Origin of the sequence: Rossellomorea vietnamensis NBRC 101237 (assembly GCF_001591825.1) — a bacterium.
GTDB classification, from domain to species: domain Bacteria; phylum Bacillota; class Bacilli; order Bacillales; family Bacillaceae_B; genus Rossellomorea; species Rossellomorea vietnamensis.
In genome coordinates, this window is the sequence record NZ_BCVQ01000010.1 from 35,231 (window position 1) to 49,637 (window position 14,407).

General features: G+C 45.1%; 16 protein-coding genes. All 16 read right to left on the bottom strand.

Translation table 11 applies throughout. The features are described from left to right. Positions 1-6: 6 nt before the first annotated feature. The 16 genes from BVI01S_RS07635 to remA all read right to left on the bottom strand — a co-directional run bounded on the left by BVI01S_RS07635 (position 7) and on the right by remA (position 14,399). Positions 7-369, bottom strand: a complete 363-nt coding sequence (locus BVI01S_RS07635) for an Asp23/Gls24 family envelope stress response protein (RefSeq protein ID WP_034755738.1) — start codon at positions 367-369, stop codon at positions 7-9. 218 nt (positions 370-587) lie between these two features. Then, positions 588-776: a 50S ribosomal protein L28 gene (gene rpmB, locus BVI01S_RS07640; protein ID WP_034755741.1), complete on the bottom strand. Its 189-nt coding sequence runs from the start codon at positions 774-776 to the stop codon at positions 588-590. A gap of 472 nt (positions 777-1,248) precedes the next feature. Beyond that, positions 1,249-1,329, bottom strand: coding sequence for a stage V sporulation protein SpoVM (spoVM, locus tag BVI01S_RS07645; protein WP_032088878.1), 81 nt, complete (start codon positions 1,327-1,329; stop codon positions 1,249-1,251). 101 nt (positions 1,330-1,430) lie between these two features. Beyond that, a complete protein-coding gene (locus BVI01S_RS07650) occupies positions 1,431-2,090 on the bottom strand; it encodes a thiamine diphosphokinase (protein ID WP_061809811.1) in 660 nt (219 codons plus the stop codon). A 57-nt stretch (positions 2,091-2,147) separates the two neighbouring features. Further along, positions 2,148-2,798 (bottom strand): ribulose-phosphate 3-epimerase, encoded by a 651-nt coding sequence (gene rpe, locus BVI01S_RS07655; protein ID WP_061809812.1) that lies wholly within the window; start codon positions 2,796-2,798, stop codon positions 2,148-2,150. 2 nt (positions 2,799-2,800) lie between these two features. Continuing rightward, complete coding sequence (gene rsgA / locus BVI01S_RS07660) at positions 2,801-3,682, bottom strand: ribosome small subunit-dependent GTPase A (RefSeq protein WP_034755749.1); 882 nt, start codon at positions 3,680-3,682, stop codon at positions 2,801-2,803. 134 nt (positions 3,683-3,816) lie between these two features. Further along, entirely contained in the window at positions 3,817-5,829 is a 2,013-nt protein-coding gene (gene pknB / locus BVI01S_RS07665) for a Stk1 family PASTA domain-containing Ser/Thr kinase (RefSeq protein ID WP_061809813.1), read from the bottom strand. A 4-nt stretch (positions 5,830-5,833) separates the two neighbouring features. Beyond that, complete coding sequence (locus BVI01S_RS07670) at positions 5,834-6,583, bottom strand: Stp1/IreP family PP2C-type Ser/Thr phosphatase (RefSeq protein ID WP_034755754.1); 750 nt, start codon at positions 6,581-6,583, stop codon at positions 5,834-5,836. 138 nt (positions 6,584-6,721) lie between these two features. Then, positions 6,722-8,059, bottom strand: coding sequence for a 16S rRNA (cytosine(967)-C(5))-methyltransferase RsmB (gene rsmB / locus BVI01S_RS07675; RefSeq protein WP_061809814.1), 1,338 nt, complete (start codon positions 8,057-8,059; stop codon positions 6,722-6,724). Further along, on the bottom strand, positions 8,052-9,002 hold the full coding sequence (gene fmt, locus BVI01S_RS07680) for a methionyl-tRNA formyltransferase (RefSeq protein WP_034755760.1): 951 nt from the start codon (positions 9,000-9,002) through the stop codon (positions 8,052-8,054). Before fmt ends, rsmB begins: the two co-directional genes overlap by 8 nt. Next, on the bottom strand, positions 9,002-9,484 hold the full coding sequence (gene def / locus BVI01S_RS07685; RefSeq protein WP_034755763.1) for a peptide deformylase: 483 nt from the start codon (positions 9,482-9,484) through the stop codon (positions 9,002-9,004). The genes fmt and def overlap by 1 nt, the downstream gene beginning before the upstream one ends. Before the next feature lie 31 nt (positions 9,485-9,515). Then, positions 9,516-11,939, bottom strand: a complete 2,424-nt coding sequence (gene priA, locus BVI01S_RS07690) for a primosomal protein N' (RefSeq protein WP_061809815.1) — start codon at positions 11,937-11,939, stop codon at positions 9,516-9,518. Beyond that, on the bottom strand, positions 11,926-13,155 hold the full coding sequence (gene coaBC / locus BVI01S_RS07695) for a bifunctional phosphopantothenoylcysteine decarboxylase/phosphopantothenate--cysteine ligase CoaBC (protein ID WP_061809816.1): 1,230 nt from the start codon (positions 13,153-13,155) through the stop codon (positions 11,926-11,928). Before coaBC ends, priA begins: the two co-directional genes overlap by 14 nt. A gap of 134 nt (positions 13,156-13,289) precedes the next feature. Beyond that, on the bottom strand, positions 13,290-13,511 hold the full coding sequence (gene rpoZ, locus BVI01S_RS07700; protein WP_034755771.1) for a DNA-directed RNA polymerase subunit omega: 222 nt from the start codon (positions 13,509-13,511) through the stop codon (positions 13,290-13,292). Next, positions 13,512-14,126, bottom strand: coding sequence for a guanylate kinase (gene gmk / locus BVI01S_RS07705; protein WP_034755774.1), 615 nt, complete (start codon positions 14,124-14,126; stop codon positions 13,512-13,514). After that, the gene (gene remA, locus BVI01S_RS07710) at positions 14,127-14,399 is read right to left on the bottom strand and encodes an extracellular matrix/biofilm regulator RemA (RefSeq protein ID WP_034755776.1); all 273 of its coding nucleotides are present in this window, start codon (positions 14,397-14,399) and stop codon (positions 14,127-14,129) included. It abuts the gene before it with no gap. Between the last annotated feature and the right edge of the window lie 8 nt (positions 14,400-14,407).

Here is a 14,407-nt window from a genome sequence, read left to right on the forward strand (position 1 = left end):
TCCTCACTACGGGTTCGTGACACGAACCCCCTGCACAAAAATATTTACTGAATCTACCGCCAAGCCGACGGTCTTATCAAGAGTATATTTAACCTTGGATTGTACATTATGGGCAATCTCAGAAATTTTTGTACCATAACTCACAATAATATACATATCAATATGTACTTCCTCTTCATCTTGACGAACGATCACTCCGCGAGTGAAATTTTCTTTACGTAAGATATCTGTGAAACCGTCTTTAATTTGGTTCTTTGAAGCCATTCCAACAATTCCGTAGCAATCCACCGCTGCACCTCCAGCAATCATTGCAATGACATCATTCGTAATATCAATTTGTCCGTACTGCGTTTTCAATTCGATGGACATGGAATGTTTTCCCCCTTTAATTACATGCTTGGCTAAAAACATTTTACTATAAGTATACTGTTTTTGAAAGCTAAACTATTATCACAAGCGTCATTTGTTGGGTTTACCCTCTATTTTTTCCTTATTATTCAAAGATTAATCATCGACTTAGGACCTGTACAAGAAATGCCTTTTAATGAAAAAAGGCGCCTAGATTAGGCGCCTTCCCATTTTAAGTATTATACGCGTTCTACTTTACCAGATTTCAACGCTCTTGCAGAAACCCATACTTTCTTAGGCTTTCCGTCCACAAGAATTCGAACTTTTTGCAGGTTTGCACCCCAAGTACGCTTGTTCGCATTCATTGCGTGAGAGCGAGCGTTACCTGAGCTGGCTTTACGGCCTGTTACTACGCATTGTTTTGCCATAATATATTCCCTCCTCACTAACAAGAAGCTGAAGTTAATTTCAGTTCCACATTTCGCTTATTATCATAAAGATACTTTAATAATTTATCACACAACTTTCCATAATGCAATACTACAATTAAAACCTTTCAAGAAAAAATACTTTACACCCAGAAAAGCGGAGGCGGCTTGGGTAGGCCCGACAAGCATAAGGCGAATCAACCGGAATGGCGTTCTTTGCCATTTTGGTTGATTTGACTTATGACCTCGAGGGCCTAGCCGCCGGAGCTGGACATCGCAGAAAAGCGGAAGAGGCTCGCCCTGAGGCGACAAGCATAAGGCAAGTCACCCGGAAAGGCGCTCTTTGCCTTTTTGGGTGACTTGACTTATGACCTCGAGCCTCAAGCCCCTGGAGCTGGACATCGCAGAAAAGCGGAGGCTTCTAGCTAATAAAAAAAGAAGATGGCACCGACGCCATCCCCTAACAAACCATTTATTCTTTTTTAAACGTTCCTAACATCGCCCTCACAAGTCCACCCAAGAATTTCGGTAATTTAATTGTATAAAAGCGCATTTTTAGTCCCTCCCCACAATCTAAAGAACGTAATGTTTCGCTTGACAACAGTTTAGTTTATTCAAGCAGTTTCAGTTAAGTACGTCTTCTTTTCTGCCTGGTCACGAGAAGCTTTCATCACTGCTTCTTATCACCATTAATATGCCATTTGAAAAGGAAAAAGTACCAGATGATTGTATAAGTTCATTACTAATACATAGTGTGGATCCTCTTGAAATATTCCGATTTTTTAATGGATATTTAAAGCCGGTGAGGGTGATCCCATCGACATTTTTGGTGACGGGAACAAAGGAAATATACTGTAATTCCGGGCTTTTTTCAACGGTATGCTCCCCGGGTTCAGCTAGGGATAATCGATTTTGCACGTCAATCATTTCCACTTTGATTCGGGCTTCTAAAAGTTTCGGAGTCATTAATAATTGCAGGTTACCCATGAAGTGATCAAGTCGTCCCCCGGTGGCACCGAAAATGGAAATTTTATCGGGTTTTTGACCGATCGCCCAGTTCAGGGCAAGCTCGAGGTCGGTCTCGTCCTTTTCAGGCTGATAGCGATTGACTTCCCGGACTTTTTCCTGGATCATTTCCCACTCTTCCGTGTTCACTGAATCAAAATCCCCGAATGCAATGGACGGTTCGATCTTCTGCTCCAATAATGTATACACGCCACGGTCTACACCAACCCAGTTGACTTCATCATTACAATATTTGTTCAATGACGGTATGTATCGATCCGGTCCGCCGGCAACGATATTGATTTCCATATTCTACACTCCCATCTTATAAAAATAGGCTGACCCTTAAGGATCAGCCTTCGTCTCTTATACAAGAGACTTCTTCAACTCTTCGATTGCTGCCCCTCGGTCACTCTTATTGTAGATGGCAGATCCGGCTACAAATACGTCTGCACCCGCTTCGGCACAAACGGCAGCCGTTTCAGGATTGATGCCACCGTCCACTTCGATTTCGAGTGAAGGATTGACTTCATTGGCCCATTCACGGATCTGCTTGATTTTCGGTACGACCGACGGGATGAATGATTGCCCGCCGAATCCAGGGTTCACGGTCATCAAGAGGACCATATCGACATCTTGCAGGACAGGTCTGATCGATTCTGCCGGAGTACCTGGATTCAGGACGACACCCGCTTTGACTCCCTTGCCTTTGATCATTTGGATCGTTCTATGCAGATGGGGGTCCGCTTCTACATGGACGGTAATATAGTCCGCTCCCGCATCGGCAAAAGCTTCGATGTATTGACTTGGGTTTTCAATCATGAGATGCACGTCCAAAGGTAACGATGTTAGTGGACGGATCGCCTTTACGATCATCGGCCCGAGCGTAATATTCGGTACGAAGTGACCATCCATGACGTCTACATGGATATAGTCCGCTCCCCCTTTTTCAACATCTTTAATTTCATTGCCCAGCTCTGCAAAATTGGCAGAAAGAATGGATGGTGCGATTTTCATATTTAGTACCTCGGCTTTCTTTCTTTAATTTCTTTATGGAAAGTCAAATAGTGATCGTAGCGGTAATCAGGGATCCTTCCCGCTTCAACGGCGGATTTCACGGCACATTTTGGTTCATTGATATGAAGGCAGCCCCTGAATTTACATTCTTCGGCCACCTCGACCATTTCCGGGAAGCATTGCGGCAGTTCTTCTATTTCAAGCTCTGAAAACTCCAGTGAACTGAATCCCGGGGTATCTGCGACCAGCCCATCCTTTATATCAATGAGTTCCACATGGCGGGTCGTATGTTTCCCCCGGCCCAAGTGGGAAGAAATCATGGCCGTCTTCAGCTCCAAATCGGGGTTCAATGCATTCAGAAGAGACGACTTCCCCACTCCGGACTGACCGGCAAACACCGAAATTTTATCTTTTAAATACGGAGTCAGCTCCTCAAGGCCATGTTCTGTTTTGGAAGACGTCATCAAAACTTCATATCCAAAAGAACGGTACTCACTCACATATTGTTCAATTTTTTCTGCTTCTTCCGATGTCACTAAGTCCATTTTGGTCACGCAGATCAGCGGTTCGATTTCTTTACTCTCCACCAATACAAGAAAACGATCCAGGAGCGCAGGACTGAAATCCGGTTCACTGGCTGAAAAGACCAGAATCGCCTGATCGACGTTTGCGATGGGCGGGCGTACCAATTCATTCTTCCGATCCAATACCTTCAGAATGTATCCATCCGTTTTGTTCTCTGCTTGAAATTCGACATAATCACCAACAAGGGGCGTGATTTTGTTTTTACGAAAATTGCCCCTGCCCCTGCATTGCGTCACACTGCCTTCTGAGAGCACATAGTAAAATCCACTCAATGCTTTTACGATTTTTCCTTCAGGCATTCGAAACCTCCTATTCCATCCGTTTATCTAAATATTTCCGTTATCTTCATTATGTACCATTCCCATTATAAAGGAAAACAAGAGGACTGTCCCGTAGGTTCTTTAAAAACCCGGGTACAGCCCCTTGGCAGATGCTATTCTTCTTTAGGATACTCTACAGTACCTGTTTCATACTTTTCCCCGTCGACTAAAATAAGATATTCCCCTTTGGTTCCTTCTTCTAACGTGAAGGTCATTGTAATGGTCGTATCTTCATAAATTCCCTGTACTTGATCAGCATCACTGTCGTCAAGATTACTGTCCTTATCGTCGATGAATATCTCCACGGATTGAGGTTTTCCTTCTTGTCCCTTATAAGGGATGGTAACGTCTTCGGTAACCTCCTTAGTATGTACTTCCTTAGGGGGTTCAGGGCCCTTAGACATAATTACATAAACCGTATCCCCTTTTGTGATAGGTGTACTTGCCACCGGCTTATGGGAAATCACCTTGCCCTCATCGACTTCTGAAGAGAATTCTTCACTTTGTACAATGATGTTTATCCCTTTTGATGCTTCATATTTATCGAGTGCAGTTTGATCGAAACCTTCCAAACTGTCTAGATCAAAGGATTCTCGCCCCTTACTGACAGTAAAGGTTATCGTCGTCTCCTCAGCCACGACTTCGTCCCCTGGTGACGGGTCCTGATCCATGATCGTCCCCTTGGCCTTTTCATCATTAAACTCTTCTTCTTTCTCTACAGTGAATCCCTTTTCCTCCAAATCAGCAGATACTTCTTCAAAGTCCTTGCCGACATAATCATCGACTTCCACTTTTTCTTTACCTGTACTGACATAGATATCGACAGCCGATCCTTCATTTGCCATTCGTCCTGATTTTGGATTGGTCTTAATCACATATTCTTCGGGAATTTCTTCATCGGGTACCTTCTTGGTTTCACCAACCACAAAGCCAGCCGATATGATCGTCGAAATCGCTTCGGTTTGATCCATTTCAGAAACGTCCGGTACTTCTATCTCTTTCGGTCCCAATAAACCAGGTACCATCGTGACAGCAGCGACCCCTAACAGGATCAATAAAAAGAATAAACCAATGATCACCATCGGCCACTTCTTCTTACTTTTACCCTTCGGCGGTTTTGTTTTATCTTTTTTCCCCTTCTTCCCTTGTTTCACGGGAGGGGTCGGCTTCGTTTGAACGTCGTCTGTCTGGTGATGGACGATCGTATCATCCAAATTCGAGTACGCCTTTTGATCCGTGATGACGGGGATCGCTTTTGTGGCTTCATCATCCAGAGGAACGGCGAATTTAGGTTCGTTCATGCGATCGGCATCAAGTGCTGTCGACAAGTCTTCATCCATTTCTTCCAGGCTTTCGTATCGTCTGAAAGGATCCTTTGCCGTTGCTTTCAGTACGATATTTTCCACGCTTTGTGGAATGTCAGGATTCCACCTTTTCAAGGAAGGTGTTTCCGATTGCAGATGCTTTAAGGCAATCGAAACAGCCGACTCCCCCGAGAAAGGTAATCTGCCCGTCAACAATTCGAACATGACGATCCCGAGAGAATAGATGTCCGATTTCTTTGTGGCCATCCCTCCTCTCGCCTGCTCAGGAGAAAGATAGTGTACCGATCCGAGAACCGAATTGGTTTGTGTGATCGAGGTGGCACTGAGGGCCATCGCGATTCCGAAATCGGTTATCTTCACATTTCCTTCTTCATCAAGAAGGATATTATGAGGCTTGATGTCCCGGTGCACGATATGATTCTGATGTGCATGAGACATGGCGATAGTCAGTTGCTTCATGATATCGATCGCCTTGTCGACATTGACAGGCGAGTGTTGCTGTATGTATTGCTTTAGCGTCATGCCATGAACATATTCCATGACGATATAATAGAGATCATCCTCTTCTCCTACATCATAAATGCTCACAATATTAGGGTGGGCAAGACTAGTAGCAGATTGGGCTTCCCGTTGGAATCGTTTAATGAATTCCTCTTCATTGGCAAAGTCGATCCGGAGCATTTTAATGGCAACTTCACGATCAAGAATTACATCGTGAGCTAAATAAACGTTGGCCATTCCCCCTCCACCAATGAGTTTAATAATTCTGTAACGCCCACTGATGCGCTTACCTTCCATCATGTTATCACCCGCTTTCCGTTTCAGCGGCAAACTCGACAATCACTACGGTAATATTATCTTCACCGCCATATTCATTGGCTAAATGAACGAGCGACTCCCCTTTATTTTCCAGGGAGTGGTCCCGGGCCAATACCTCTTTCATTTCTTTTTCAGAGACTTTATTTGAAAGGCCGTCTGAACATAGAAGAATGACATCTTCCTCTTCGAACATGATCGTTTTAATATCCATCGTAATTGAAGCTTCCGTACCGATCGCTCTTAAAATGACATTTTTTCTCGGATGATGCTCTGCATCTTCCTTTGAAATTTCACCGCTCCTCACCAATTCATTGACAAGCGTATGATCTTCCGTCAATTGATGAAATCCGTTTTCATTCAGGATGTACCCTCTGCTGTCACCGATATTGACTATGGTTGCAAATAAAGAAGTACAGATAGCTCCGACGAGAGTCGTACCCATCCCTTCGCATTCGGAATTGGATTGAGAATAAGTATATACTTCTTTGTTTACTTCGTTAATAGTTGATTTTAACCAATTTTCTGCTTCATCAGCGGTGTGAAATTTCTCGGTTTTCTCCCATAAGTCCTTTAAGATGGAAATGGTAAGTTCACTGGCAACGTCCCCTGCTCTGTGGCCGCCCATCCCATCTGCTACAACAGCTAAATGATCTCCATGCTGATTCACGAATACACCGGCACTATCTTCATTCAGCTGCCGCACTTTCCCTTTGTCCGTAAAATAAACCGTCTTCACTTAGGTCACCTCTTCTCTTCTTCTGCACCTGTTTCAAGTAGTTCCTTCTGCACATAATATACTAAAAGGTCTGTTGTACTTTTACGACTTTTACAACGGATTTTCCTGCTTTACTTTCAACATTTGATGAATATCGACTCAATCCTTTTTCAGGAAACACGAAATATAGAATCCATCCCCTCCGAAATCCTGTGGGAAAATTTGCATTTGGTTCCCGTCAATGAACGGTCTCACTGTTTCCGGCAGTTGATCGAGTTGATGAAACTCAAAGTCAGGGTGATCATTCAGAAAGGCCGAAACGGTTCCTTCGTTTTCGTTGCGGTCCACCGTACATGTGCTATAAACCAGTAATCCACCTTTTTTCAGCAAGGGTGCAACGGCCGAGAGGATATCGAGCTGGATCTTTTGAAGAGATTGAAGATCTGCCTCTTTCTTTGCATATTTAATATCCGGTTTTCTCCTGAGAACACCTAAACCTGAACATGGTGCATCGACCAGTATCCGATCGAAACTTCCCTTTTCAAATTTCTCTCCTGCTTTCCTGCTATCAAGGGCAGCGGTGTGTACATTGGAAAGACCGAGCCGGGAAGCATTCTCGTCGATTAATTTGACTTTATGCTTATGGAGATCCAAGGCATGGACTTCGCCGGTTCCGGAGAGTTTCTCTGCGATATGCGTCGTTTTCCCTCCAGGTGCTGCACACGCATCCAGCACTTTCATCCCTTTTTCAAGCTTTAAAGCATAAGAAACAAGCATCGAGCTTTCATCCTGTATCGTACATAACCCATTGCGGTATGCATCTGTTTTCGCAAGGTTCCCCCGCAGAGACTGGACTGCTTCCGGTACGATGGAACTTTCCTTCACTTCATTTCCGCTGTCCGCCAATTGCTGTAAGAGCTCTTCACGGCTGACCCTGGTGGTATTCACACGGGCCGTTTGGTTTGGAGCGATCAAGTTGGTTTCGCACATTTCTTTCGTCTTGTCTAAACCAAATTGTTCTGACCATCTCTTGACAAGCCAGTATGGATGACTCGTTTCGATGGCGACTCTTTCGACCGGGTCCTTGATGGAATCAAGAGTCGGAAGGCCTTTTCTCTGTACAGACCTTAATACCCCATTGACTAATCCTGAGATTCCCTTATGTCCTCTTTTTTTCGCGATTTCGACTGCTTCATAGAATACGGCGCGATCCGGTATCCGATCTAAGTAGACCAGCTGATAAAGGGATAATCGTAACAATTGACGAACCCAATCATCCAGCTTTCCCTTGATGAATGGGGCTAAATAGAAATCCAGCGTCATTTTGCGTTGAATGGTCCCGTATGTCAATTCCGTCAATAAACCGATATCCTTACCCGGCAGTTCGTTTTTTTCGATCACTGAATGAAGCAGTAAATTGCTGTATGATTGATTTTTCTCCACTGCCTCGATGACATCGAGTGCTGCTTCCCGTACGGTTTTATTTCGTTTACTCATGTTCTTCTCCTAACATCAGACCAGCTTCTAAATGTGCGCCCGCTCCCCGAAGGTAGTCCTTTGCACTCATCCTTTTCTTGCCGGAAGGCTGTAAATCGGTGATTTTGATCCCTGTTGAATTGCCCGTGGACACAACGAAACCATCCTCTTCAATCCCGATGATTTTCCCGGGTGATGACGGGGTCACGCTCACTTTCTCTCCCCACCATACTTTCATGACCGAGCCGTCCAATGTGGTATACGCTACCGGCCACGGATGGAGTCCCCTGATATGATTGTAGATTTCTTCCCCGTCACGCGTCCAGTCTATCTTCTCTTGTTCACGCTTGATATTCCGTGCGAATGTAGCTTTTGAATCATCCTGTTTTACGGGGGAGATTTCCCCTTTCAGTAATGGAGGGATGGTGTCGATCAGTAATTTGGCACCTGCTGCACTCAGTTTGTCGTGAAGTGTACCTACATGATCTCGCTCTTCGATCTCCACTTCCACTTGGCTGATGATATCCCCCGCGTCCAGCTTTTCCACCATGTACATAATGGTGATGCCTGTTTTCTCTTTGCCCTGGAGAATGGAATAATGGATTGGCGCGCCTCCACGGAGTTCAGGTAGCAGGGAAGCATGAACATTGATGCATCCATGTTTAGGTGCCTCAAGCAGAGCGTTCGGAAGAATCTGTCCGAAAGCAGCCGTCACGATAAGATCCGGTTTTAAATCCAGGACCTGGTTTAGCTCATCTTCATTCTTTATCTTCTCGGGCTGGTAGACCGGGATGCCGTGCTTTTCAGCGGCCACTTTGACAGGTGGTGGCGTGAGGATCCTTTTCCTTCCGACGGGGCGATCCGGTTGTGTCACAACGGCGATCACATCATATTTTTCATCTATTAGAGATTGGAGAACAGGAACCGAGAAATCGGGTGTTCCCATAAAGATCACTTTCGTCATTAAGCTTCATACCCTTCTAATTCTTCTTCTGTAATATACTTTTCTACTTTTGTTGTAAATAAAATGCCGTGCAGGTGATCGATTTCATGCTGGATGGCCCTGGCCAGAAAATCCTGGGCTTGAAATTCAACCGTTCTTCCTTTACGGTCCTGTGTTCTAACCCTGATCGAGTATGGGCGTGTCACTTCTCCATAGAGGCCCGGAAAGCTGAGGCATCCTTCGAGGTCCGTTTGAGACCCTTCTGACTCGATGATTTCAGGATTGATCAGTTCGATCGTCCCTGAGTCATCGCCGATGTCGACGATCGCTACCTGAAGGTCGATGCCCACTTGAGGGGCTGCGAGCCCGACTCCGTCCGCCTCGATCATGGTATCATACATATTTACTAGTAATTTCTTTAACTTTTTATCAAAATCCGTTACCTTCTCACATTCTTTTTCGAGAATGGCATCCGGATGCATGACGATTGGAAGTATTGCCATAACTGTCCTCCATTTTTCTATATGAATAGTGTTACATCATCATATAAGGGTTCACATCTATGGAGATGGTTAACCCCTGTGATGCATATTGCTGCTGAAATTGATCCAGTACTGTTTTCAACGTACTAGCAAGATTTGGTTCACGCTTGTATTTTATCAAACATTGATAGCGGTATCTATTCTTGATCCTGGGAATGGGCGATGCAACCGGCCCAAGGATGATCGTTGTATCGGATAGCTTGGAGCGGATGAAAGCCGTCATTTTCTCTGAAATATCCACAACCTTCATTAGATCTTCATGACTTAATGTGATCAGCGTGATGTAGTAAAAAGGAGGATAGGAACCCATTTTTCTCATCATCATTTCCTGCTGATAGAAACGATTATAATCATGATTGGATGCTAATTCGATCGAGTAGTGCTCAGGTGTGTACGTTTGTATGACCACTTCCCCCGGCAGCGTATGCCTGCCAGCCCTTCCACTTACTTGAGTCAATAATTGGAACGTCTTTTCCGCTGCCCTGAAATCAGGCAGATGGAGCATCGTATCCGCACTGAGTACACCTACCAGGGTGATATTTGGAAAGTCCAGGCCCTTTGCGATCATTTGCGTACCGAGCAGGATATCTGCCTTCCCTTCCCCGAAAGCCGTTAACAGTTTTTCATGAGAACCTTTCCGGGTTGTGGTATCGACATCCATACGAATGATCCTTGCATCTGGGAGGAGCTTCGTCAATTCCTCCTCTACCTTCTGTGTACCCGTCCCAAAATAACGGATATGCTCACTTGTGCATTCAGGACAAGTGGATGGGACTCCTTCTTCATACCCGCAATAATGGCATTTCATCCCATTGGAAAATCGATGATAGGTCAAGGAAATATCGCAATTGGGGCATTGCAGGACAAAGCCGCAATCTCTGCACATGATGAACGATGAGTGCCCCCTGCGATTTAGAAAGAGGACGGTCTGCTCTCCCTTTTCAAGCCTGCCCTGGAGCTTTTCGAACAGGTTTGTTGAAAACATGGAACGGTTTCCCTTCCTGAGTTCCTCTCTCATATCCACGATATCTACAGATGGAAGCGGCCCGTCATTCATCCGTTTATCAAGCGTCAATAGTCCGTAGACTCCTTTTGAAGACCGGGCGAAGGATTCCAGGGAAGGCGTCGCACTGCCTAAGATCACCGGGCATTGATGGAATTCCCCTCGATAGATGGCAACGTCCCTTGCGTGATAACGTGGATTTTCCTCTTGCTTATAGCTGGTTTCATGCTCTTCATCGATGATGATGATCCCGATATTTTCAAAAGGGGCAAATACGGCAGAGCGGGCTCCGACCACCACTTTCACTTCCTTGCGCTGAATCTTTCTCCATTCATCATACTTTTCCCCGACTGATAATCCACTGTGAAGGACGGCGACATCGTCACCAAACCTTCCTTTAAAGCGGTGTACCATCTGAGGGGTAAGGGAAATCTCTGGGACTAGCACGATTGCTTCTTTCCCTTCCTCGAGTACCCGTTGGATGGATTGCAGATAAATCTCTGTCTTCCCGCTCCCCGTAACACCGTAAAGGAGAAATGTGTGATGCTTCTCTTGATCGATGGTACTCAAAATGGGACCGATCGCCTCTTCCTGTTGGGAAGTCAATGAGAGGGGGAATGTCTTCTCAAATGTCCTATTTTCGAAAGGATCACGGTACATTTCCACGTTTTTCTCAACAAGGATCCCTTTATGGACTAAAGACTTTACGGTACTTGAAGTCGTGGACATCACTTCCGTCAGGGTGGATGCGAGTATCCCATCACCACCAGGAGCCGCATCCATCATATATTCGATGATTTGTTTTTGCTTACTTGCCTGGGGAGGCAACCCATCTTTCACTTCATCCACTTGATCGATCGGTACGTTCAGATAAAGCTTTCGTACTGTTTTCTTATTCCCTTTGGCTTTCACCCTGTAGATGACTTCGACAGACCCTTTTTTCACCTCTTTATGTACGAGGGGGAGCATGCCGCTTTCTTCGATTGCATTCCAGGAGACCTCTTTTCCGTCCTGGAAAAAGCGGTGGAGGGAGAGATGAAGTTCCCCCGGATTCCTGCCTTCTTCCAGTCGAAGGAATTTTTCATACTTCGCTTTCATGGCTGCTGGAAGCATCGCTTGGAAGGCGGAGATTTTAAAGCAGAGGGTCTTTTCGGTCAACCAGCTCCCGAGTGCAAGTAACTCTTTATTCAGGACGGGTACGAGATCCATCGGCTCGACGATCGATTTGAGTTTCGAGACTTCCCCTTTTTCCTTTAATTCAATGACAAAGCCTTGGATTTTCCTCGGACCAAAAGGCACGACGACCCTCATACCGGGAACGATGCTGCCATTCCATTCATCCGGGATACTGTAATCATACGTTCGATCCGTCTGCATGGCAGGAACGTCGACAATGACGCTAGCTACGTTCATGTGAGGAACCCTTCTTCATATGCCGGATGGCTTCTTTATAGATTTCTTTGGCTACCTCAAACTTTGATAATAAAGGCAGCTCGCGAGCGTCTCCCCCGCTCGTGACAATCGATACCTTATTTGTATCTGTTCCGAACCCGGCTCCCGTTTCTTTCACATTATTTGCGACGATCATATCTGCCCGCTTTTTCACAAGCTTCGCCTTGGCATATGCTTCGACGTTTGTCGTCTCGGCTGCAAACCCAATGAGGTATTGGTGAGTTTTCCTTTCACCAAGGCTCATTAAAATATCCTTTGTACGCTCAAATTCAATCACTAGGTTTCCATCTTTTTTCTTTAACTTATCTTCAAATATTTCTTTAGGGCGGTAATCGGCGACTGCAGCACTCTTTACGACGATATCTGCAGATGGAAATAGGTCATGCACCCTATGATACATTTCTTCAGCAGTCGTCACGGAGACAAATTCAACACCTGCTGGAATCGGTAACACAGAAGGTCCGGAGATCAAAACGACATCAGCTCCAAGTGAAACAGCCGCTTCAGCAAGGGCGTATCCCATCTTTCCGGTTGAACGATTGGAAAAGAATCGCACAGGATCCACCATCTCCCTCGTCGGACCGGCCGTGATCACTACTTTTCTCCCCTCAAGGAGCTTTTTATCACTGTCACGTTTCTGGAAAAAACGATCAACCAGCTCCACTACCTTCTCTGGTTCTTCCAATCTTCCCTTGCCGATATACCCACAGGCTAAATACCCTTCACTAGGTTCGACAAATTGATAACCGAACCCAAAAAGAGTTTCAATATTCCTTTTCACTGCTGGATGATCATACATATGTACATTCATGGCCGGGGCGATCCACACCTGTGCCGTCGTTGCAAGAATCGTCGTTGTGATCATGTCATCTGCAATCCCATTTGCAAGCTTTCCGATGATGTTTGCCGTGGCAGGTGCCACCAGTACGAGGTCAGCCCAATCCGCCAAGTCGATATGAGCAATTTTTGATGAATCTTTTTCATCAAAGGTATCCCAATACACATCTTGGCGGGATAGTGCCTGAAAGGTGAGAGGGGCCACAAATTTGCGTGCCGACTCCGTCATGATCACCTTCACTTCAGCACCGCCCTGGACCAGTTTGCTGGTCAAGGCTGCCGCTTTGTATACAGCTATTCCACCAGATACACATAATAGTATTCTTTTCCCCTGCATCATTATACTTTCCCCCATTACTCTTTATCCTTCTTATATTATGAAGGATATTGATAGAAAAAGAAAATAGGGTTGTCCCGAAAGATGATGAAATCTTCCGAGTCAACCCCTGGAGTTATTCAATAAGATCCGCCGGTCTATTCATCAGAATAAACGGCTTTGGCGTCTCTTTCTTTCATAGATAACTGACCGGCATGAATCTCTTCTAGGGCCTTACCTACGAATTTATGAGAATCATAACGGTTCAAACGGTAATCCCCCGTGTCTTGCAGGTTTCTTGCACGCTTAGCCGCAATACTGACTAACGAATATTTAGAATCAATCTTCTTCATTAATGAATCAATGGATGGGTTTAACATTTATTCAGCCTCCAGCATATTTAAGTATCGTTGTTGCACTCGTTCCCGTTTGCAGTGTTCTGCCTGAACGATGGATTTAATCTTATCTACCGCATGTTCAATCTGGTCATTTTCAACAATGTAATCGTATAAATTCATCATTTCGATTTCTTTTCTTGCGGTATTCATCCTTCCCCTGATCAAATCATCTGTCTCAGTGCCTCTTGTCACAAGGCGGTTCTGAAGTTCAGAAAGACTTGGGGGTGCCAGGAAGATAAATAAACCTTCGGGGAATTTATCCCTGACCTGTTGTGCACCTTGTACTTCGATTTCAAGAAAGACATCTCTTCCTGCATCCAGGGTTTCCCGGACATAATCTACAGGGGTTCCATAATAGTTCCCTACAAACTCTGCATACTCCAACAGTTTCCCCTGCTCGATCAGCACTTCGAAATCCTCTCTTGATTTAAAGAAATAATCTACACCATCCACTTCTCCTTCACGGGGTTTCCGCGTAGTCATGGAGATGGAATATTCAAACCTTGTATCTTCCTGGGAAAAAATCGCTTTACGAACTGTTCCTTTCCCTACACCTGATGGTCCGGAAAGAACGATCAGCAATCCTTTTTCTTTCATTTATTTACCCTGCCCTTCTTCTACTAAATCCTCTTTATCTGTCAAACGATGAGCAACGGTTTCGGGTTGAACAGCTGAAAGAATAACGTGGTCGCTATCCGTAATGATGACCGCTCTTGTTCTTCTTCCGTATGTAGCATCAACGAGTGTTCCCCGGTCCCTTGCATCTTGTATCAAGCGTTTGATCGGGGCTGATTCCGGACTTACGATTGAAATGATCCGGTTGGCTGAAACGATATTTCCAAAACCTATATTGATGAGCTTGATCGACATAACGCTCC

Coding starts and splice junctions, on each gene's coding strand:
- BVI01S_RS07635 (WP_034755738.1), bottom strand. CDS start 369: ATGTCCATCGAATTGAAAACGCAGTACGGACAAATTGATATTACGAAT.
- rpmB (WP_034755741.1), bottom strand. CDS start 776: ATGGCAAAACAATGCGTAGTAACAGGCCGTAAAGCCAGCTCAGGTAAC.
- spoVM (WP_032088878.1), bottom strand. CDS start 1,329: ATGCGCTTTTATACAATTAAATTACCGAAATTCTTGGGTGGACTTGTG.
- BVI01S_RS07650 (WP_061809811.1), bottom strand. CDS start 2,090: ATGGAAATCAATATCGTTGCCGGCGGACCGGATCGATACATACCGTCA.
- rpe (WP_061809812.1), bottom strand. CDS start 2,798: ATGAAAATCGCACCATCCATTCTTTCTGCCAATTTTGCAGAGCTGGGC.
- rsgA (WP_034755749.1), bottom strand. CDS start 3,682: ATGCCTGAAGGAAAAATCGTAAAAGCATTGAGTGGATTTTACTATGTG.
- pknB (WP_061809813.1), bottom strand. CDS start 5,829: ATGATGGAAGGTAAGCGCATCAGTGGGCGTTACAGAATTATTAAACTC.
- rsmB (WP_061809814.1), bottom strand. CDS start 8,059: ATGAGTAAACGAAATAAAACCGTACGGGAAGCAGCACTCGATGTCATC.
- fmt (WP_034755760.1), bottom strand. CDS start 9,002: ATGACGAAAGTGATCTTTATGGGAACACCCGATTTCTCGGTTCCTGTT.
- def (WP_034755763.1), bottom strand. CDS start 9,484: ATGGCAATACTTCCAATCGTCATGCATCCGGATGCCATTCTCGAAAAA.
- priA (WP_061809815.1), bottom strand. CDS start 11,939: ATGAACGTAGCTAGCGTCATTGTCGACGTTCCTGCCATGCAGACGGAT.
- coaBC (WP_061809816.1), bottom strand. CDS start 13,155: ATGATGCAGGGGAAAAGAATACTATTATGTGTATCTGGTGGAATAGCT.
- rpoZ (WP_034755771.1), bottom strand. CDS start 13,511: ATGTTAAACCCATCCATTGATTCATTAATGAAGAAGATTGATTCTAAA.
- gmk (WP_034755774.1), bottom strand. CDS start 14,126: ATGAAAGAAAAAGGATTGCTGATCGTTCTTTCCGGACCATCAGGTGTA.
- remA (WP_034755776.1), bottom strand. CDS start 14,399: ATGTCGATCAAGCTCATCAATATAGGTTTTGGAAATATCGTTTCAGCC.